Genomic DNA, 14713 nt, shown 5'->3' with positions numbered 1-14713 from the left:
GTCACTGGGTCACGGCCTTCGTCGTTCGTGCGACGCGCGACCCAGCGAAAAGCCCCCACCTCGGTGGGGGCTTTTCGCTGGGTCGTCAGGTCAGGCGGAAGCCGCGCAGTTCGGGCAGATGCCCCGGTACGTGACCTCGACGCCGGAGATCGTGAAGCCGAAGCGCTCCGAGTCCGGGAGGTCCGACAGCGGGTTTCCGGCCGGGTGGACGTCACGGATCGCGCCGCAACGGGCGCAGACCAGGTGCTGGTGCGGGCGGTGCGCGTTCGGGTCGTACCGCCTGGCGCGGCCGTCCGTCGCGACCTCCATCACCTCACCGAGCGTGACCATCTCGCCCAGCGTGTTGTACACCGTCGCCCGGGAGATCTCGGGCAGTCGCTCCACCGCGCGGGCGTGGACCTCGTCCGCGGTCAGGTGGACATGGTCTCCGTCGAGCACCTCGGCCACGACGCGCCGCTGCGCGGTCATTCGCCAGCCGCGGCCGCGCAGTCGTTCCAAAAGGTCACTCATAAGGACCAGATTAACAGCGACGGGACCAAGGTCCCGAATGGGTGTGACTTTGGACCAGGCCTTGACTTAGACATTGTCTATTGTAGGGTCGGGAGCGCAGGACAGGCCATGGACAGGGCTTGCGGCACAAGCAACGCAGGAGGCGTACGTGACGACGCAGGGACCGCTCACCACGGAGGCCGGCGCGCCGGTCGCCGACAACCAGAACAGCGAGACGGCCGGCGTCGGCGGACCGGTGCTCGTCCAGGACCAGCTGCTCCTGGAGAAGCTCGCCCACTTCAACCGCGAGCGCATCCCGGAGCGCGTGGTCCACGCGCGCGGTGCCGGTGCGTACGGCACCTTCACGGTGACCGCGGACGTCACGCAGTACACCCGCGCGACGTTCCTCTCCGAGGTCGGCAAGCAGACCGAGACGTTCCTGCGCTTCTCCACCGTGGCGGGCAACCTCGGCGCGGCCGACGCGGTGCGCGACCCGCGCGGCTGGGCGCTGAAGTTCTACACCGAGGAGGGCAACTACGACCTCGTCGGCAACAACACCCCGGTGTTCTTCATCAAGGACGCCATCAAGTTCCCGGACTTCATCCACACCCAGAAGCGCGACCCGTACACGGGCTCCCAGGAGCCCGACAACGTGTGGGACTTCTGGGGGCTCAGCCCCGAGTCGACCCACCAGGTGACCTGGCTCTTCGGCGACCGCGGCATCCCCGCCTCGTACCGGCACATGAACGGCTACGGCTCGCACACGTTCCAGTGGAACAACGAGGCCGGCGAGGTCTTCTGGGTGAAGTACCACTTCAAGACCGACCAGGGGATCGAGAACCTCACCCAGGCCGAGGCCAACAAGCTCGCCGGCGAGGACCCGGACAGCCACCAGCGCGATCTGCGCGAGTCCATCGAGCGCGGCGACTTCCCGACCTGGACCGTGCAGGTCCAGATCATGCCGGCGGCCGACGCGGCGACCTACCGCTTCAACCCGTTCGACCTCACCAAGGTGTGGCCGCACGAGGACTACCCGCCGATCGAGATCGGCAGGCTGGAGCTCAACCGCAACCCGGAGAACGTCTTCGCCGAGGTCGAGCAGTCGATCTTCAGCCCGGCGCACTTCGTGCCCGGCATCGGTCCGTCCCCGGACAAGATGCTCCAGGGCCGCCTCTTCGCGTACGGCGACGCCCACCGCTACCGCGTCGGCATCAACGCCGACCACCTGCCGGTGAACCGGCCGCACGCCACCGAGGCGCGTACGAACTCCCGTGACGGCTTCCTCTACGACGGCCGCCACAAGGGCGCGAAGAACTACGAGCCGAACAGCTTCGGCGGCCCGTTCCAGACCGACCGCCCGCTGTGGCAGCCGAGCGCCGTCACCGGCGGTACGGGCAACCAGGCGGCCCCCTCGCACGCCGAGGACGACGACTTCGCGCAGGCGGGCGACCTCTACCGGCTGATGGCGGAGGACGAGAAGGGCCGGCTTGTGGAGAACCTGGCGGGCTTCATCGCCAAGGTGTCGCGCGACGACATCGCCGAGCGGGCGATCGACAACTTCCGCAAGGCGGACGGTGACTTCGGCAAGCGGCTCGACGCCGCGGTCCAGGCCCTGCGCGGCTGAGGGCGCTTGCCGTAGAGAAGGAGCGGGCCGGACTCTCCGTACAGCCGTACGGAGGGCCGGCCCGCTCCGGTGTCAGCTCGCCATGGTCGTCGCGTGGCGGTGCGCGGGGGTCCAGCAGCGGATGATGTCCCGTACGGAGACGATGCCGACGGGCCCGTGGGCGTCGAGCACGACGAGATGGCGGAAGCCGCCGTGCGTCATGGCCGCGGCCGCCTCCTCCAGGGTCCAGGTGGGGGCGGCGAAGACGACGTCGGTGGTGGTGTGGGCGCTCGCGGTCTCGTGGTCGGGGTTCTGGTCGGCGCCGATCGAGTTGAGGATGTCGCGCTCGGTGAGGATGCCGAACCCGCCGGCGTCGGTGTCGTGGACGACGGCCGCGCCGACGCGGCGCGCCGACATCAGCCGGGCGGCCTGGCGGAGGGTGTGGGCGGGGCCGATGGTGAGGACCACCGTGCTCATGGCGTCACGGACGAGCATGAAAGGAGCCACCTCCTTCGTGAACCGTTCCCGCCTTCAACGAGAACAAATTCACAAGTTCACAAGTGGGGGGACTCTTAGAGTGACATCGGGGGGTGGGGCCGACAAGGGGGCGCGCGAGGCGCACCCGGAGGGGTGCGTCTTGTGAGGTGCCCGCTGCCCTGTCCGGCTCAGCTCTCCTGGTTCAGGTAGCTCAGGAGTTCGCCGTGGAGCAGGCTGTTCGAGGCCGCCGCGTTGCCGCTGTGCGGGCCGTGCCGGCCGTCGAGGCCGGTGAAGGTGCCGCCCGCCTCCTGGACCACGATCGCCGTCGCCGCCATGTCCCAGAGCGATAGCTCCGGCTCGGCGCAGAAGTCCACCGAACCCTCGGCGACCATCATGTACGGCCAGAAGTCGCCGTACGCCCGCGTCCGCCAGCACGCGCGCGTGAGGTCGAGGAAGCCGTCGAGGCGGCCCCGCTCCTCCCAGCCGCTCAGCGAGGAGTACGCGAACGAGGCGTCGCTCAGCTCGCCGACCTTCGAGACCTGGATCCTGGTCGCCGACGACAGGCTGCGGCCCGTGTACGCGCCCGTGCCCTTCGCCGCCCACCAGCGGCGGCCGAGCGCCGGCGCCGAGACCACGCCCACCACCGGCTGGAACCCGGTGTCACCGGCCTCCATCAGCGCGATCAGGGTCGCCCAGACCGGCACCCCGCGCACGTAGTTCTTCGTGCCGTCGATCGGATCGATCACCCAGCGGCGCGGGCCCGTGCCCTCCACGCCGAACTCCTCGCCGAGGATCGCGTCGCGCGGCCGCGCCCGCTGCAGCTGAGCGCGGATCAGCTCCTCGGCCGCCTTGTCCGCCTCGCTCACCGGCGTCATGTCCGGCTTGGTCTCGACCTTCAGGTCGAGCGCCTTGAACCGGTCCATCGTGGCCGCGTCGGCGGCATCCGCGAGGACATGGGCGAGACGCAGATCATCGTGGTAATCGGCCATGGTCGAAACTCTATCCCTCGAAGGGGCGTGGCCCTACGGGAGGCCTTGACACTGCGTGGCCACCCGTCAACTCTGAGCGCAGAACCGTTCTGGCGTGGAGGCGACGATGCCGACTGCCCGTGAGGCCCTGTTGAACGCCGCCCACGCGGCACTCGTGGGGCTGCCCTGGTCCGCCGTCCGGATGGTCGACGTCGCCTCCGCGGCGGGCGTCTCCCGGCAGACCCTCTACAACGAGTTCGGCTCCAAGGAGGGCATGGCCAGGGCGCTCGTACGGCGCGAGGCCGACGCGTACCTCCAGGGCGTCGACCGGGTCCTCGCCGCGCCCGCCCCGCCCCGGCGGAGCCTGGCCGCCGTCGCCGAGTGGACCGTCTCCGAGGCCTTCACGCGCCCCGTCCTGCGGGCCCTGCTCACCGGCTGCTGGGGCGAGCGGCTCCCCGCGCCCCGCCCCGCGAGGGCCGGCGCCCGCGCTTCCGCCGTCCCCGCCCAGCGCCGCGCCGACGCGGGCGTGCCGTCCCCCGCCGACCTGCTCGGGCTCGCCCGCGACCGGGCCGCGACGGCGCTGCACGGTGACGAGGGGGACGTACGGCGGTCCTGCGAGGCCGTCCTGCGGCTCGCGCTCTCGTACGTCGTCGCCCCGGCCCCGATCGCGGCGCCGCCCGGCGGGGCGGACGGTCAGTGGGAGGAGCCGGAGAGCTGGAGCCCGACGACCCCGACGATGACCAGCGTGATCGACACGATCTTCAGCGTGGACACGATGTCGCCGAGGAAGATCATTCCGTAGATCGCCGTCCCGGCCGCGCCGATGCCGGTCCACACCGCGTACGCGGGGCCCACGTCCAGCTTGCGCAGCGCGAGCGTCAGGAGTCCGAAGCTGCCGAGGGCGAAACAGGCGAAGGCGACGGTGGGCCAGAGGCGGGTGAATCCGTGCGAGAGCTTGAGGCAGACCGCGAACCCCGTCTCCAGGATCCCGGCGACCACCACCAGCAGCCACGCCATCGTCAGTGCCTCCCACGCCGTCGGTGACTGCTTCGTCGCACTTGGTGCGATTATGCACTTACCAACACCTGTGGGCCGCAAACGTGCGCGGCTCAGTCGCCTTCGCGTCGCTCCCGCGTGGCGAGCAGTCGCCGCAGCGAGTACAGCCGGGCCGGATCGGCGTGCCCCTCGGCCGCCCACGCGTCCAGCGCGCAGTCCGGCTCGTCGTGGCTGCAGGCCCGCGGACAGTTCTCCGTACCGGGGACGAGATCGGGGAAGGCGAGGATCACCCGGGACGGGTCGACGTGGTGGAGGCCGAAGGAGCGCACGCCGGGAGTGTCGATCACCCAGCCGCCCTCCTTGTCGTCGAGCGGGAGCGCGAGCGCCGAGGTGGTGGTGTGCCGGCCGCGCCCGGTGACCGCGTTGACATGGCCCGTGCTCCGCCGCCTGTCCTCCGGGACCAGCGCGTTGACCAGGGTCGTCTTGCCGACCCCGGAGTGCCCGACGAACGCGGTCGTACGCCCCTTGAGGTGCTCGTGCACCCGCTCGGCGGCGACCCCGTCCACGAACTCGTCGCGCGTGGTCACCACGTACGGGACGCCGAGCGCGCCGTACATCTCCAGGAGCTCGTCGGGCTTGGCCAGGTCCGACTTGGTCAGGACGAGGAGCGGGGTGAGCCCGCCGTCGTACGCCGCGACCAGACAGCGGTCGATCAGCCGGGGGCGGGGCTCGGGGTCGGCGAGCGCGGTGACGATCGCGAGCTGGTCGGCGTTGGCGACGACCACCCGCTCGTACGGATCGTCGTCGTCGGCCGTACGGCGGAGCACGGAGCTGCGGTCACCGATCCGTACGATCCGGGCCAGCGTGTCCTTCTCGCCGGAGAGATCGCCCACGAGGGAGACCCGGTCGCCGACGACGGCGGCCTTGCGGCCCAGCTCGCGCGCCTTCATCGCCAGGACCGCGCGGTCGTCGACGAGGACCGTGAGCCGGCCCCGGTCCACGGTGAGGACCATGCCCTCGACCGCGTCCTCGTGCTTGGGACGGATGTTGGTACGGGGACGGTTGCCCTTGCGGTTGGGCCGCTGGCGGATGTCGTCCTCGTCGGTGTGCTTCCCGTAGCGCCGCATGGCTCAGGCTCCGAGCATTTCGGTCCACATCCTGGGGAAGTCGGGCAAGGTCTTGGCCGTCGTCGCCACGTTCTCGATCTCCACGCCCTCGACCGCGAGCCCGATGATCGCGCCCGCCGTCGCCATCCGGTGGTCGTGGTACGTGTGGAAGACCCCGCCGTGCAGCGGGCGCGGGCGGATGACGAGCCCGTCCTCGGTCTCCGTGACGTCGCCGCCGAGCTCGTTGATCTCCTTGGTCAGGGCGGCGAGGCGGTCCGTCTCGTGCAGTCGCAGATGGGCGACTCCGCGCAGCGTGGACGGGGAGTCGGCGAGCGCCGCGACCGCCGCGATGCCGGGGGTCAGCTCGCCGACCTCGCTCAGGTCCACGTCGATGCCGTGGATCCGGCCGGTGCCGGTGAAGGTGAGACCGGCCTCGGTCAGCTCGCAGGAGCCACCCATCTCGGTGAAGATCTCCCGCAGCGCGTCACCGGGCTGGGTGGTCCGGGCCGGCCAGTCGGGGACGGTCACGCGGCCGCCGGTGACCAGGGCCGCGGCCAGGAACGGCTGGGCGTTCGACAGATCGGGCTCGACGGTCAGGTCGCGGCCGAGCAGGGCGGAGGGGGAGACCCGCCAGACGTTCGGCTCGCCGCCGGTCTCCGGCTCGTCGACCTGGGCGCCGACCCCGCGGAGCATGTCGACGGTCATCCGGATGTGCGGCATGGAGGGGAGCTTGCCCCCCACATGGCGTACCTCCACCCCCTGGTTGAAGCGGGGTGCGGAGAGCAGCAGCGCGCTGACGAACTGGGACGACGAGGAGGCGTCGATCTCCACCGGGCCGCCGTCGAGCGCCCCGCCGCCGTGCACGGTCATCGGCAGCGCGCCGCGTCCGTCGTCGTCGATCCGGGCGCCGAGCACACGCAGCGCGTCGATCACCCCGTGCAGCGGGCGCTCGTGGGACCGGGCGTCGCCGTCGAAGCGCACCGGGCCGTCGGCGAGGGCCGCGACCGGGGGCAGGAAGCGCATGACCGTACCTGCGTTGCCGACGTCCACGGTCGCCGGGCCGCGCAGCCCGGCCGGGATGATCCGCCAGGCCTCGCCCGTACCGTCCGGGCCGACGCCCTCCTCGATCTTCACGCCGAGCGTGCGCAGCGCCTCGGCCATCAGGAGGGTGTCGCGGGAGCGCAGCGGGCGGCGGAGCCAGCCCGGCTCGGCGGCGAGCGCGGCGAGGACCAGACCGCGGTTGGTGACCGACTTCGATCCGGGCACGGTGACGGTCGCGTCGACGGCACCGCTGGCATGGGGCGCGGGCCAGGGATCGGTGTGCAGGTCGGCGTGCGAGGAGGTTTCGGTCATGCCCTCACTTTAGTGGGGCACGCGGCGGCTACAGCCCGAGCAGCCAGCGGCCTCCGCCGATCAGGGAGCAGATGGACACCGCGTGGAAGAAGAAGAGCCAGAGCGCCGGGGGGACATGGGTGAGCCGGGCGAGCTGGTCGGCGTCCGAGTCCGGCGCACCGCCGTGCCGCCGCTTGCCCTGCAGCTCGAAGACCGGGCGCACCCCGCCGACGAGCAGGAACCAGACGACGGCGTACGCGAACGCCGACTGCACGTCCGGGCCGGTGAGCCAGGAGACGAGGAGGAAGGCGGCGCCCGTGAGGAGGACGGTGAAGATCCCGTACAGGTTCCGGACCATCAGCAGCATGGCGAGGAGCAGCGCGGTCGCGAGCCACAGCAGGAGCGTGATCCGGTGGTCGGCGAGCAGCCAGGCGCCGCCGAGGCCGAGCAGCGGGGCGGCGGTGTAGCCGGCGGCGGCGGTGAGGATCATGCCGAGGCCGGTGGGGCGGCCGCGCGAGACGGTGAGACCGCTGGTGTCCGAGTGGAGCCGGATGGACTGCAGGCGGCGACCGGTGACGAGGGCGATGAGGCCGTGGCCGCCTTCGTGGGCGATGGTGATGGCGTTGCGGGACAGCCGCCATATCGCGCGGGGCACGGTGACGAGGAGTGCGGTCACGCCGGTGACGATGACCAGCCACTCTTCGGGGGCGGGCTGGGTGCCGAGGACTTCGTTCATTTTTCGGACCGGCTCCTCAGCGTCGTCGGGGATCGTGGCAGTGTGGCACGTATGTGCGGACGGTATGCAGCGAGTCGGGCGCCTCAGGACTTGGTGGGCGTCTTCGGAGTCGAGAAGTGGGAACCCGAGGAGACCCTCGCTCCGGACTGGAACGTGGCCCCGACGAAGGAGGTCTACGCGGTTCTGGAGCGTCCTCTGAAAGACGCGGAATCGCGGCGGCCGGTTCGCCAGCTGCGGGCACTGAAGTGGGGGCTCGTGCCGTCCTGGTCCAAGTCGCCGGAGGGCGCGGCCCGGATGATCAACGCGCGGGCGGAGACGCTGGCCGAGAAGCCGTCCTTCAAGAAGGCCTTCGCGGCGCGGCGGTGCATCCTGCCGGCGGACGGCTACTACGAGTGGGTCACCGGGGCGGGGGAGCGGGACCTGGAGGTCGAGGGGAAGAAGAAGCGGACCCGGAAGCAGCCGTACTTCGTGACGCCGGCGGACGGCTCGGTCTTCGCGATGGCGGGCCTCTACGAGTTCTGGCGCGACCGGACCGTGGCGGACGGGGACCCGCTGGCGTGGTGGGTGACGTGCTCGGTCATCACGACGGAGGCGGAGACGGGCCCGCTGGGCGTGGCGCCGGCGGAGGGCCCCGGCTCGCTCGCGGAGATCCACCCCCGCATGCCCCTGATGCTGACCCCGGACCGCTGGGACGCGTGGCTGGACCCGCACCGCACGAACGTGGACGAACTCCAGAACCTCCTGGCGGCGCCCCCGGAGGGCCTGATGCGCGCGTACCCGGTCGCGACGGCGGCCAGCAACGTCCGCAACAACGGCCCGGAACTGCTGACGGAACTGGAGGGCCCGGAGGTGGGCACGCTGTTCTGACGCCGGGGCGATTCCCCCACCCCACCCCTTCCCGAAACCCTGCCGGGGGCTGGTGGGGAGTGATGCCGGGCTCCGCCCGGACCGGGACGCGGCGGCTTCGCGCCGCGAGGGGAAGGCGCTGGGTCGGGTGTGCGGCAGCTTCGCGCCGCCAGGCGTGACCGGGGCTGGGGTGAGGGCGCGGCGGGCCCGTGTCCGGTGGGCGCTGGGGGTGCGGTGGCTTCGCGCCGTGAGGGTGACCGGGGTCGGGGTGAGGGCGCGGCGGGCCCGCGCCCAGTGGGCGCCAGGGGCGCGGGCGCTTCGCGCCGGAGGTTGGGGCGGTTCGTGCCCGGGGCGGTTGGCGGTGGAGTGGGGGCGCGGTGGCTTCGTGTTGTCGGCGGCGGACGGCACCATGGCCGTATGAGCCGTAGCGAGATTGTCGCGACCGATGCCGGGGACGCCAGGGTCACCTGGTACCCCGGGGAGAAGGCCTGGGCGGTGCTGGCCCTCGGGCATGGGGCCGGGGGTGGGGTCGAGGCTCGGGATCTTCGGGCGATCGCCGAGGGGGTGCCCTCACAGGGGGTGACCGTCGCGCTTGTGGAGCAGCCTTGGCGGGTTGTCGGGAAGAAGGTGGCGCCCGCGCCCAAGACGCTCGATGTCGGGTGGCGGGGGGTCTGGCCCGCCCTTGTCGCGCCCGGGCTGCCTGTGATCGCCGGGGGGCGCTCCGCCGGGGCGCGGGTCGCCTGTCGGACCGGGAAGGAGCTCGGCGCCGTCGGCGTGGTCGCGTTGAGTTTTCCGCTGCACCCGCCCGGCAAGCCCGAGAAGTCCCGGGCCGACGAGCTCCTCGGGACCGGCCTGCCCACCCTCGTCGTCCAGGGCGGCAACGACTCCTTCGGGAAGCCCGAGGAGTTCCCCGAAGGGGCGTACCGGATGGTCGCCGTGCCGTACGGCGATCACGGGTTCGCCGTTGCCAAGCGGGCGCCCGTCACGCCCGAAGAGACCCTTGACCGGATCGTCGGCGCAGTCACCTCGTGGGTCTCCTCGATTCGGGGCTGACCCCGGGAATGCCCGGCACCTGCCCACGGTTGTGACCCATGTCGGTGTGAGAGCAAGGAAGAGGGAGTCCGTCGCATGGGTTCGACCATCTGCCCCGAGCGCGCGCAGGCCGCTGACCTCGACTGGACGGTCCTGCCCGCTCCCAAGACCGCCCCTATTCGGGCGGCGGGCGGAGCGGTTCCTCGTCTATCCTCCGAAACGAGCGGGTCCGCCTTCGGATTCGCCGCAGCGCTGGAGGAGGTGGGTCCGGTCACTGGGACCGACACAGGGACCGACGACGGCCCGGAAGAGACGACCGCGGAGCGCAACGCGCGCTTCGAGCGGGACGCACTCGGCTACCTCGACCAGATGTACTCCGCCGCCCTGCGCATGACGCGCAACCCCGCAGACGCCGAGGACCTGGTCCAGGAGACGTACGCCAAGGCGTACGGCTCGTTCCACCAGTTCCGCGAGGGTACGAACCTGAAGGCCTGGCTGTACCGCATCCTGACCAACACCTTCATCAACTCGTACCGCAAGAAGCAGCGCGAGCCCCAGCGCTCCGCCGCCGAGGAGATCGAGGACTGGCAGCTCGCCCGCGCCGAGTCGCACATGTCGACCGGACTGCGGTCCGCCGAGTCGCAGGCCCTCGACCACCTGCCGGACTCGGACGTCAAGGAAGCGCTGCAGGCGATCCCCGAGGAATTCCGCATCGCCGTCTATCTCGCCGATGTCGAGGGCTTTGCGTACAAGGAGATCGCGGACATCATGGGGACACCCATCGGTACCGTCATGTCCCGACTGCACCGGGGACGCCGCCAGTTGCGCGGCATGCTCGAGGACTACGCCCGCGACCGCGGGCTCGTACCCGCGGGCGCCGGAGAGTCGTCGAACGATCGGAAAGGCTCGGGCTCATGAGCTGCGGAGAGCCGCATGAGACGGACTGCTCGGAGGTCCTGGACCATCTCTACGAGTTTCTCGACAGAGAGATGCCCGACAGTGACTGCACCAAGTTCGAGGTCCACTTCGAGGAGTGCTCCCCGTGCCTGGAGAAGTACGGCCTCGAACAGGCGGTGAAGAAGCTCGTCAAGCGCTGCTGCGGCAGTGACGACGTGCCCACCGACCTGCGGGCCAAGGTGATGGGCCGGATCGACCTGATCCGCTCGGGCGAGCTGGTGCCCGACAAGGACATCACGGCCACCGCCCAGGAGTAGTAGCCCCTTCGTTTCGTGAGGGCCGCCGCGAGCTCGTCGCGGCGGCCCTCACGCATACATCAGCTTGTATCACCCGATGGTGCGAATCGGCCGGGGCCCGCCCGCGCACCGCCTCCAACTCGCTAGCGTGACTGGCGTGATGGGCGTGAAGGCGATTCCGCGAGCGGCACGTGTGTACATCGGCGTGGCCCTTCTCGTCGCCGCCGTGTGCGCGCTCCCGGCGCTGCGCCCCGGCGCGCACACGGCGTGGGGCGCCGTCGCGCTCCTCGCCGCCCTGTACGCGCTCTGCGAGCTCCCCGCGCGCTGCCGGCTCCTCGACCGGGCGCTCGGCGGCTCGGTGCCCATGCGCGCCGGCTCCTTCTTCCCCGTCCTGCTCGCCTCGGCCCTCCTCCTGCCGCCCTCCGCCGCCGCGCTCACCGCGCTGCCCGGCGCCCTGCTCGCCCGTGTGGAGCAGCGGCCCGCCGGGGTGCGCCGGGCCTGGCGGACCGCCCAGCTCCTGATCTCCGTCTCGGCCGCCGCGCACGTCGCCGGGGCCCTGGGCAGCCGCGAGGCCCTCGGGAGGGGGCCTGACGCCCCCGACTTCCCGTACGCCCTCCTCCCGGCGGCCGCCTCCGCGCTCACCTTCTGCCTGGTCCTGACCGCCCTCGACGGCGGGGTCCGGATCGCCGCCGACCGGATCCCGCCCCGCACCGCCTGGCAGGGGCTCCTCGGCCGGACGCTCGCCCCGCACGCCGTGCACGGCCTCGCCGGGCTGATGATGGCGGTGCTCTGGCGGAGCACGTACGGGCCGGTCGCCGCGCTCTTCGTCCTGCTGCCCATGTACATCTCCTGCTGGGTCTTCGCCCAGTACCACCGCGAGCGCGCCGCCCACCAGGCGACGATCCGCGCGCTCGTGCAGGCCGTCGACATCAAGGACCGGTACACCCGGGGGCACAGTGAACGCGTGGGGCAGGCCTCCGTGCTGATCGCCCAGGAGCTGGGCATGGCGGACGAGCGCCTGGAGATCCTCCGCTTCGCGGGGATCCTGCACGACGTGGGCAAGCTGGGCGTACCGACCAGGATCCTGCGGAAGGACGGGCCGCTGACGCCCGAGGAGCGCCGGATCATCGAGCTGCACCCGGAGTACGGACACGAGATGGTCCGGGGCATCGGCTTCCTCGGGGAGGCCCGGGCGGCGATCCTGCACCACCACGAGAGGATGGACGGCAGCGGATACCCGTACGGGCTCAGCGGGGAGCAGATCCCCGAGTTCGCCCGGGTGGTCGCGGTCGCCGACGCCTTCGACGCGATGACCTCGACCCGCTCCTACAGCCGGGGCCGGCCCGTCGAGGCGGCCGTGGCGGAGCTGGAGCGCTGCGCGGGCACGCACTTCGACCCCCGGATGGTCGCCGCGCTCGTCCAGGCGCTCGACCGGCACGGCTGGCAGACCGCCGTCACGGCGGACGAGCCCTGCGCACCGGCCACACCGCCGGTCCCTCAGGCACGTGTCCCCGCACCCGCACCCGCGCCCGCATCCCCCGCCCCCGCACCCCCCGGCAGTCGCCCGTGAAGGCCGGGGCGCCGATCGTCGGGGTTGTCGGGGTCGTCCACGGCGCCGCCCTCGCGCTCACCGTCGCCGGGTTCGGGGCCACGCTGTGGAGCGGGGTCAGCGAGCCCGGGAACGCGCTCGCGTTCGGCCTGCTCATCGCGCTCGGCGAGCTCGCCCGCTGGGGCGCCCTGCCCGGGGACCGGGAGCCCGCGCCGCTCGCGACCGCAGGAGCCCTCGCGTACGCCCTGCTCGGCGAGCAGGCGGGGACGGCGACCACCCACGGCGTCCTGCAGATCATCGCCGTCGTCGTCGCCGGCGGGCTCGTCGGGATCGTCCCGCACATCGCCCGCGGCGTCGGGCCCGACCTCGACCACCAGGCCCGCCGCATCCTCACCGTCGGCTTCGCCGCCCTCTGCTTCCAGCCCCTCTACAACTCCGGCGAGGTGAGCGAGCACCTCGGCCACGGCCCCGCCTACGCCCTCTTCCTCGTGCTCCTCCTCGTCCTCACAGCCCTGTGCGACGCCGTCCTCGCCGCCCTGATGCTCCGCGCCCGCAAGGGATACCCCTACGGCCCGCTCCTCCGCGACGAGCTGCGGGCCCTGATCGGCATCGGCTCCGCCGTCTGCGCCACCGGCACCGTCATGGCCCTCGGCGTGGCCGCCGCCGGGCTCTGGGCCCTACCCGTCTTCTGCGTGCCGCTGCTGCTCACCCAGGTCTCCTTCCGGCGGTACGCGGCCGTGCGCACCACCAACCGGCAGACCATCGCCTCGCTCGCCCGCGCCACCGAGATCGCCGGCTGCACCCCACCGGGGCACGCCCGCCGCGTCGCCGCGCTCAGCGCCGCCGTCGGCCGTGAGCTGGGGCTCTCCGGGTCCGAGCTGACCGTCCTCGAGTACGCCGCCCTCATGCACGACATCGGGCAGCTCTCCCTCGTCGACCCCGTCCCCGAAGGCGCCACCGCCCTCCTCCCCGCCGAGGAACAGCGCCGGATCGCCCTCCTCGGCGGGGCCGTCGTCCGGCAGACCGGTGTCCCCGCCGCCGTGGCCGTCGTCGTGGAGCGGCAGGCCGATCCGTACCGCGACCAACCGGTGCCCGCCCGGATCGTCCGTACCGTCAACGCCTACGACGATCTGGCCGGAACCGGTACCGGCGCCGGGGCCGGCGGGTCACTCGCCGCCCTCGAACAGCTCCGTCTCGCCACCGCCCGCGACCACCACCCGGAGGTGGTGGAATCCCTCGCGAGAGTCCTCGCGAGAGGCGGTGTGACCGGGGGCGTCACCCCTGCTCCTCCTGGGTAACCCATGGGTAATGAGCGCGCGTCCAACCGGGCATGGTTGGATGCGAACAAGAGGGTGAAGCGACCGGCAGGCGGGAATCGTGAGGATCTTCGGGAAGGTACGGCATCGGCCCTCCGCCTCGTGGCGGCAGGCCACCGACCGCGCGTTCACGCTGATCGGTGACGGCCGGTACGAGGACGCCGGCGCGCTGCTCACGCGCGCGGCGGATCTGGAGCCCTGGCTCTCGGAGTCCTGGTTCAACCTGGCGCTGCTGCACAAGTTCCGGCACGACTGGGAGCAGGCGCGGGCCGCCGGGCTGCGCGCCGTCGCCCTGCTCGACAAGGAGACCGGCGCTCCCGACTGGTGGAACGTCGGCATCGCCGCCACCGCGCTCCAGGACTGGCCGCTGGCCCGCCGCGCCTGGCAGGCGTACGGGCTGAAGGTGCCCGGCGCCTCCGCGGGCACCGGCGAGCCCGCCGGGATGGAGCTCGGCAGCGCCGCCGTCCGGCTGTCGCCCGAGGGCGAGGCCGAGGTCGTGTGGGGCCGCAGGCTGGACCCCGCGCGGATAGAGGTCCTCTCCATCCCGCTGCCGTCCTCCGGCCGCCGCTGGGGCGAGGTCGTCCTGCACGACGGCGTGCCCAACGGCGAGCGCACGACGAGCGCGGGACCGTCCTACCCCGTCTTCGACGAGATCGAGCTCTGGGCCCCCTCGCCCGTCCCCACCTGGGTCGTCCTCCTGGAGGCCGCCACCGAGGCCGACCGGGACGCCCTGGAGCAGCTCGCCGCCGACGCCGGGTTCGCCGCCGAGGACTGGTCCTCGTCGGTCCGGCTGCTCTGCCGTGCCTGCTCGGAGTCGACCATGCCCAGCGCCGAGGGCGAGGGCGAGCACCTCGACCCGCACGACCACAGCGAGCCGGGCCACCCCGGGCCGCTCGGTCACCGCTCGCCCGGCGAGCTCTGGGTCCCCGAGCGGGAGTGCGGGATCGCAGCGCCCGTCGGCCTGGTCCGCGGCCTGCTCGACGGCTGGGTGGCGGACAGCCCCGACAGCCGAGAGTGGCGGGATCTCGAAGAGGTCTGCTGATCCTTCTGCTGATTCCGCCCAGATCCTG

The 14713-nt window shown here is 72.2% G+C and carries 16 protein-coding genes; 9 read left to right on the top strand and 7 right to left on the bottom strand.

The window, feature by feature from the left end; translation table 11 throughout:
• Positions 1–90 precede the first annotated feature (90 nt).
• Positions 91–510 carry a Fur family transcriptional regulator gene (locus ACFWRO_RS35670; protein ID WP_384518395.1) on the bottom strand — a complete coding sequence of 140 codons (420 nt, stop codon included), beginning with the start codon at positions 508–510 and terminating at the stop codon, positions 91–93.
• Positions 511–658: 148 nt separating this feature from the next.
• Between ACFWRO_RS35670 and ACFWRO_RS35665 the strand changes: the two genes are divergently transcribed.
• Positions 659–2113, top strand: coding sequence for a catalase (locus tag ACFWRO_RS35665; RefSeq protein WP_384518392.1), 1455 nt, complete (start codon positions 659–661; stop codon positions 2111–2113).
• A gap of 72 nt (positions 2114–2185) precedes the next feature.
• On the opposite strand, the gene ACFWRO_RS35660 is transcribed toward ACFWRO_RS35665, so the two are convergent.
• Both ACFWRO_RS35660 and hisN read right to left on the bottom strand, forming a co-directional pair.
• On the bottom strand, positions 2186–2587 hold the full coding sequence (locus ACFWRO_RS35660; RefSeq protein ID WP_384518389.1) for a cyclic nucleotide-binding/CBS domain-containing protein: 402 nt from the start codon (positions 2585–2587) through the stop codon (positions 2186–2188).
• A gap of 170 nt (positions 2588–2757) precedes the next feature.
• Positions 2758–3558, bottom strand: coding sequence for a histidinol-phosphatase (gene hisN / locus ACFWRO_RS35655; protein WP_384518386.1), 801 nt, complete (start codon positions 3556–3558; stop codon positions 2758–2760).
• 106 nt (positions 3559–3664) lie between these two features.
• Between hisN and ACFWRO_RS35650 the strand changes: the two genes are divergently transcribed.
• On the top strand, positions 3665–4339 hold the full coding sequence (locus tag ACFWRO_RS35650; RefSeq protein ID WP_384518383.1) for a TetR/AcrR family transcriptional regulator: 675 nt from the start codon (positions 3665–3667) through the stop codon (positions 4337–4339).
• Here ACFWRO_RS35650 and ACFWRO_RS35645 read toward each other — a convergent pair.
• The 4 genes from ACFWRO_RS35645 to ACFWRO_RS35630 form a co-directional block, all read right to left on the bottom strand.
• Positions 4231–4554, bottom strand: a complete 324-nt coding sequence (locus ACFWRO_RS35645) for a DMT family transporter (protein WP_384518381.1) — start codon at positions 4552–4554, stop codon at positions 4231–4233. The two genes, ACFWRO_RS35650 and ACFWRO_RS35645, sit on opposite strands and share 109 nt — an antisense overlap.
• Positions 4555–4646: 92 nt before the next feature.
• Positions 4647–5660 carry a ribosome small subunit-dependent GTPase A gene (gene rsgA / locus ACFWRO_RS35640; RefSeq protein WP_384518378.1) on the bottom strand — a complete coding sequence of 338 codons (1014 nt, stop codon included), beginning with the start codon at positions 5658–5660 and terminating at the stop codon, positions 4647–4649.
• 3 nt (positions 5661–5663) lie between these two features.
• A complete protein-coding gene (gene aroA, locus ACFWRO_RS35635; RefSeq protein WP_384518375.1) occupies positions 5664–6992 on the bottom strand; it encodes a 3-phosphoshikimate 1-carboxyvinyltransferase in 1329 nt (442 codons plus the stop codon).
• A gap of 28 nt (positions 6993–7020) precedes the next feature.
• Entirely contained in the window at positions 7021–7707 is a 687-nt protein-coding gene (locus tag ACFWRO_RS35630) for a M50 family metallopeptidase (RefSeq protein WP_384518372.1), read from the bottom strand.
• Between the two features lie 51 nt (positions 7708–7758).
• Here ACFWRO_RS35630 and ACFWRO_RS35625 point away from each other — a divergent pair, with 51 nt between their 5' ends.
• The 7 genes from ACFWRO_RS35625 to ACFWRO_RS35595 all read left to right on the top strand — a co-directional run bounded on the left by ACFWRO_RS35625 (position 7759) and on the right by ACFWRO_RS35595 (position 14685).
• Positions 7759–8574 carry an SOS response-associated peptidase gene (locus ACFWRO_RS35625; RefSeq protein WP_384518369.1) on the top strand — a complete coding sequence of 272 codons (816 nt, stop codon included), beginning with the start codon at positions 7759–7761 and terminating at the stop codon, positions 8572–8574.
• A gap of 396 nt (positions 8575–8970) precedes the next feature.
• On the top strand, positions 8971–9606 hold the full coding sequence (locus ACFWRO_RS35620) for an alpha/beta family hydrolase (protein ID WP_384518366.1): 636 nt from the start codon (positions 8971–8973) through the stop codon (positions 9604–9606).
• Between the two features lie 240 nt (positions 9607–9846).
• On the top strand, positions 9847–10503 hold the full coding sequence (locus tag ACFWRO_RS35615; RefSeq protein WP_362011464.1) for a sigma-70 family RNA polymerase sigma factor: 657 nt from the start codon (positions 9847–9849) through the stop codon (positions 10501–10503).
• The gene (rsrA, locus tag ACFWRO_RS35610; RefSeq protein ID WP_384518363.1) at positions 10500–10799 is read left to right on the top strand and encodes a mycothiol system anti-sigma-R factor; all 300 of its coding nucleotides are present in this window, start codon (positions 10500–10502) and stop codon (positions 10797–10799) included. The genes ACFWRO_RS35615 and rsrA overlap by 4 nt, the downstream gene beginning before the upstream one ends.
• Positions 10800–10944: 145 nt before the next feature.
• Complete coding sequence (locus ACFWRO_RS35605; RefSeq protein ID WP_384518398.1) at positions 10945–12348, top strand: HD-GYP domain-containing protein; 1404 nt, start codon at positions 10945–10947, stop codon at positions 12346–12348.
• Positions 12345–13625, top strand: a complete 1281-nt coding sequence (locus ACFWRO_RS35600; RefSeq protein WP_384518360.1) for an HD domain-containing protein — start codon at positions 12345–12347, stop codon at positions 13623–13625. Before ACFWRO_RS35605 ends, ACFWRO_RS35600 begins: the two co-directional genes overlap by 4 nt.
• A gap of 79 nt (positions 13626–13704) precedes the next feature.
• Positions 13705–14685 (top strand): hypothetical protein, encoded by a 981-nt coding sequence (locus tag ACFWRO_RS35595; protein ID WP_260228954.1) that lies wholly within the window; start codon positions 13705–13707, stop codon positions 14683–14685.
• Positions 14686–14713 lie beyond the last annotated feature (28 nt).

The sequence above is a fragment of the Streptomyces sp. NPDC058579 genome (assembly GCF_042718575.1).
Taxonomy (GTDB): Bacteria; Actinomycetota; Actinomycetes; order Streptomycetales; family Streptomycetaceae; genus Streptomyces.
The sequence above is the reverse complement of the archived record's forward strand: the minus strand, read 5'-3'. Positions and strand labels throughout refer to the sequence as shown.

Bases quoted from the DNA above. Each gene is read 5' to 3' on its own strand.
- ACFWRO_RS35670 (WP_384518395.1), bottom strand. From the start codon at position 510: ATGAGTGACCTTTTGGAACGACTGCGCGGCCGCGGCTGGCGAATGACC.
- ACFWRO_RS35660 (WP_384518389.1), bottom strand. From the start codon at position 2,587: ATGCTCGTCCGTGACGCCATGAGCACGGTGGTCCTCACCATCGGCCCC.
- hisN (WP_384518386.1), bottom strand. From the start codon at position 3,558: ATGGCCGATTACCACGATGATCTGCGTCTCGCCCATGTCCTCGCGGAT.
- ACFWRO_RS35650 (WP_384518383.1), top strand. From the start codon at position 3,665: ATGCCGACTGCCCGTGAGGCCCTGTTGAACGCCGCCCACGCGGCACTC.
- ACFWRO_RS35645 (WP_384518381.1), bottom strand. From the start codon at position 4,554: ATGGCGTGGCTGCTGGTGGTGGTCGCCGGGATCCTGGAGACGGGGTTC.
- rsgA (WP_384518378.1), bottom strand. From the start codon at position 5,660: ATGCGGCGCTACGGGAAGCACACCGACGAGGACGACATCCGCCAGCGG.
- aroA (WP_384518375.1), bottom strand. From the start codon at position 6,992: ATGACCGAAACCTCCTCGCACGCCGACCTGCACACCGATCCCTGGCCC.
- ACFWRO_RS35630 (WP_384518372.1), bottom strand. From the start codon at position 7,707: ATGAACGAAGTCCTCGGCACCCAGCCCGCCCCCGAAGAGTGGCTGGTC.
- ACFWRO_RS35625 (WP_384518369.1), top strand. From the start codon at position 7,759: ATGTGCGGACGGTATGCAGCGAGTCGGGCGCCTCAGGACTTGGTGGGC.
- ACFWRO_RS35620 (WP_384518366.1), top strand. From the start codon at position 8,971: ATGAGCCGTAGCGAGATTGTCGCGACCGATGCCGGGGACGCCAGGGTC.
- rsrA (WP_384518363.1), top strand. From the start codon at position 10,500: ATGAGCTGCGGAGAGCCGCATGAGACGGACTGCTCGGAGGTCCTGGAC.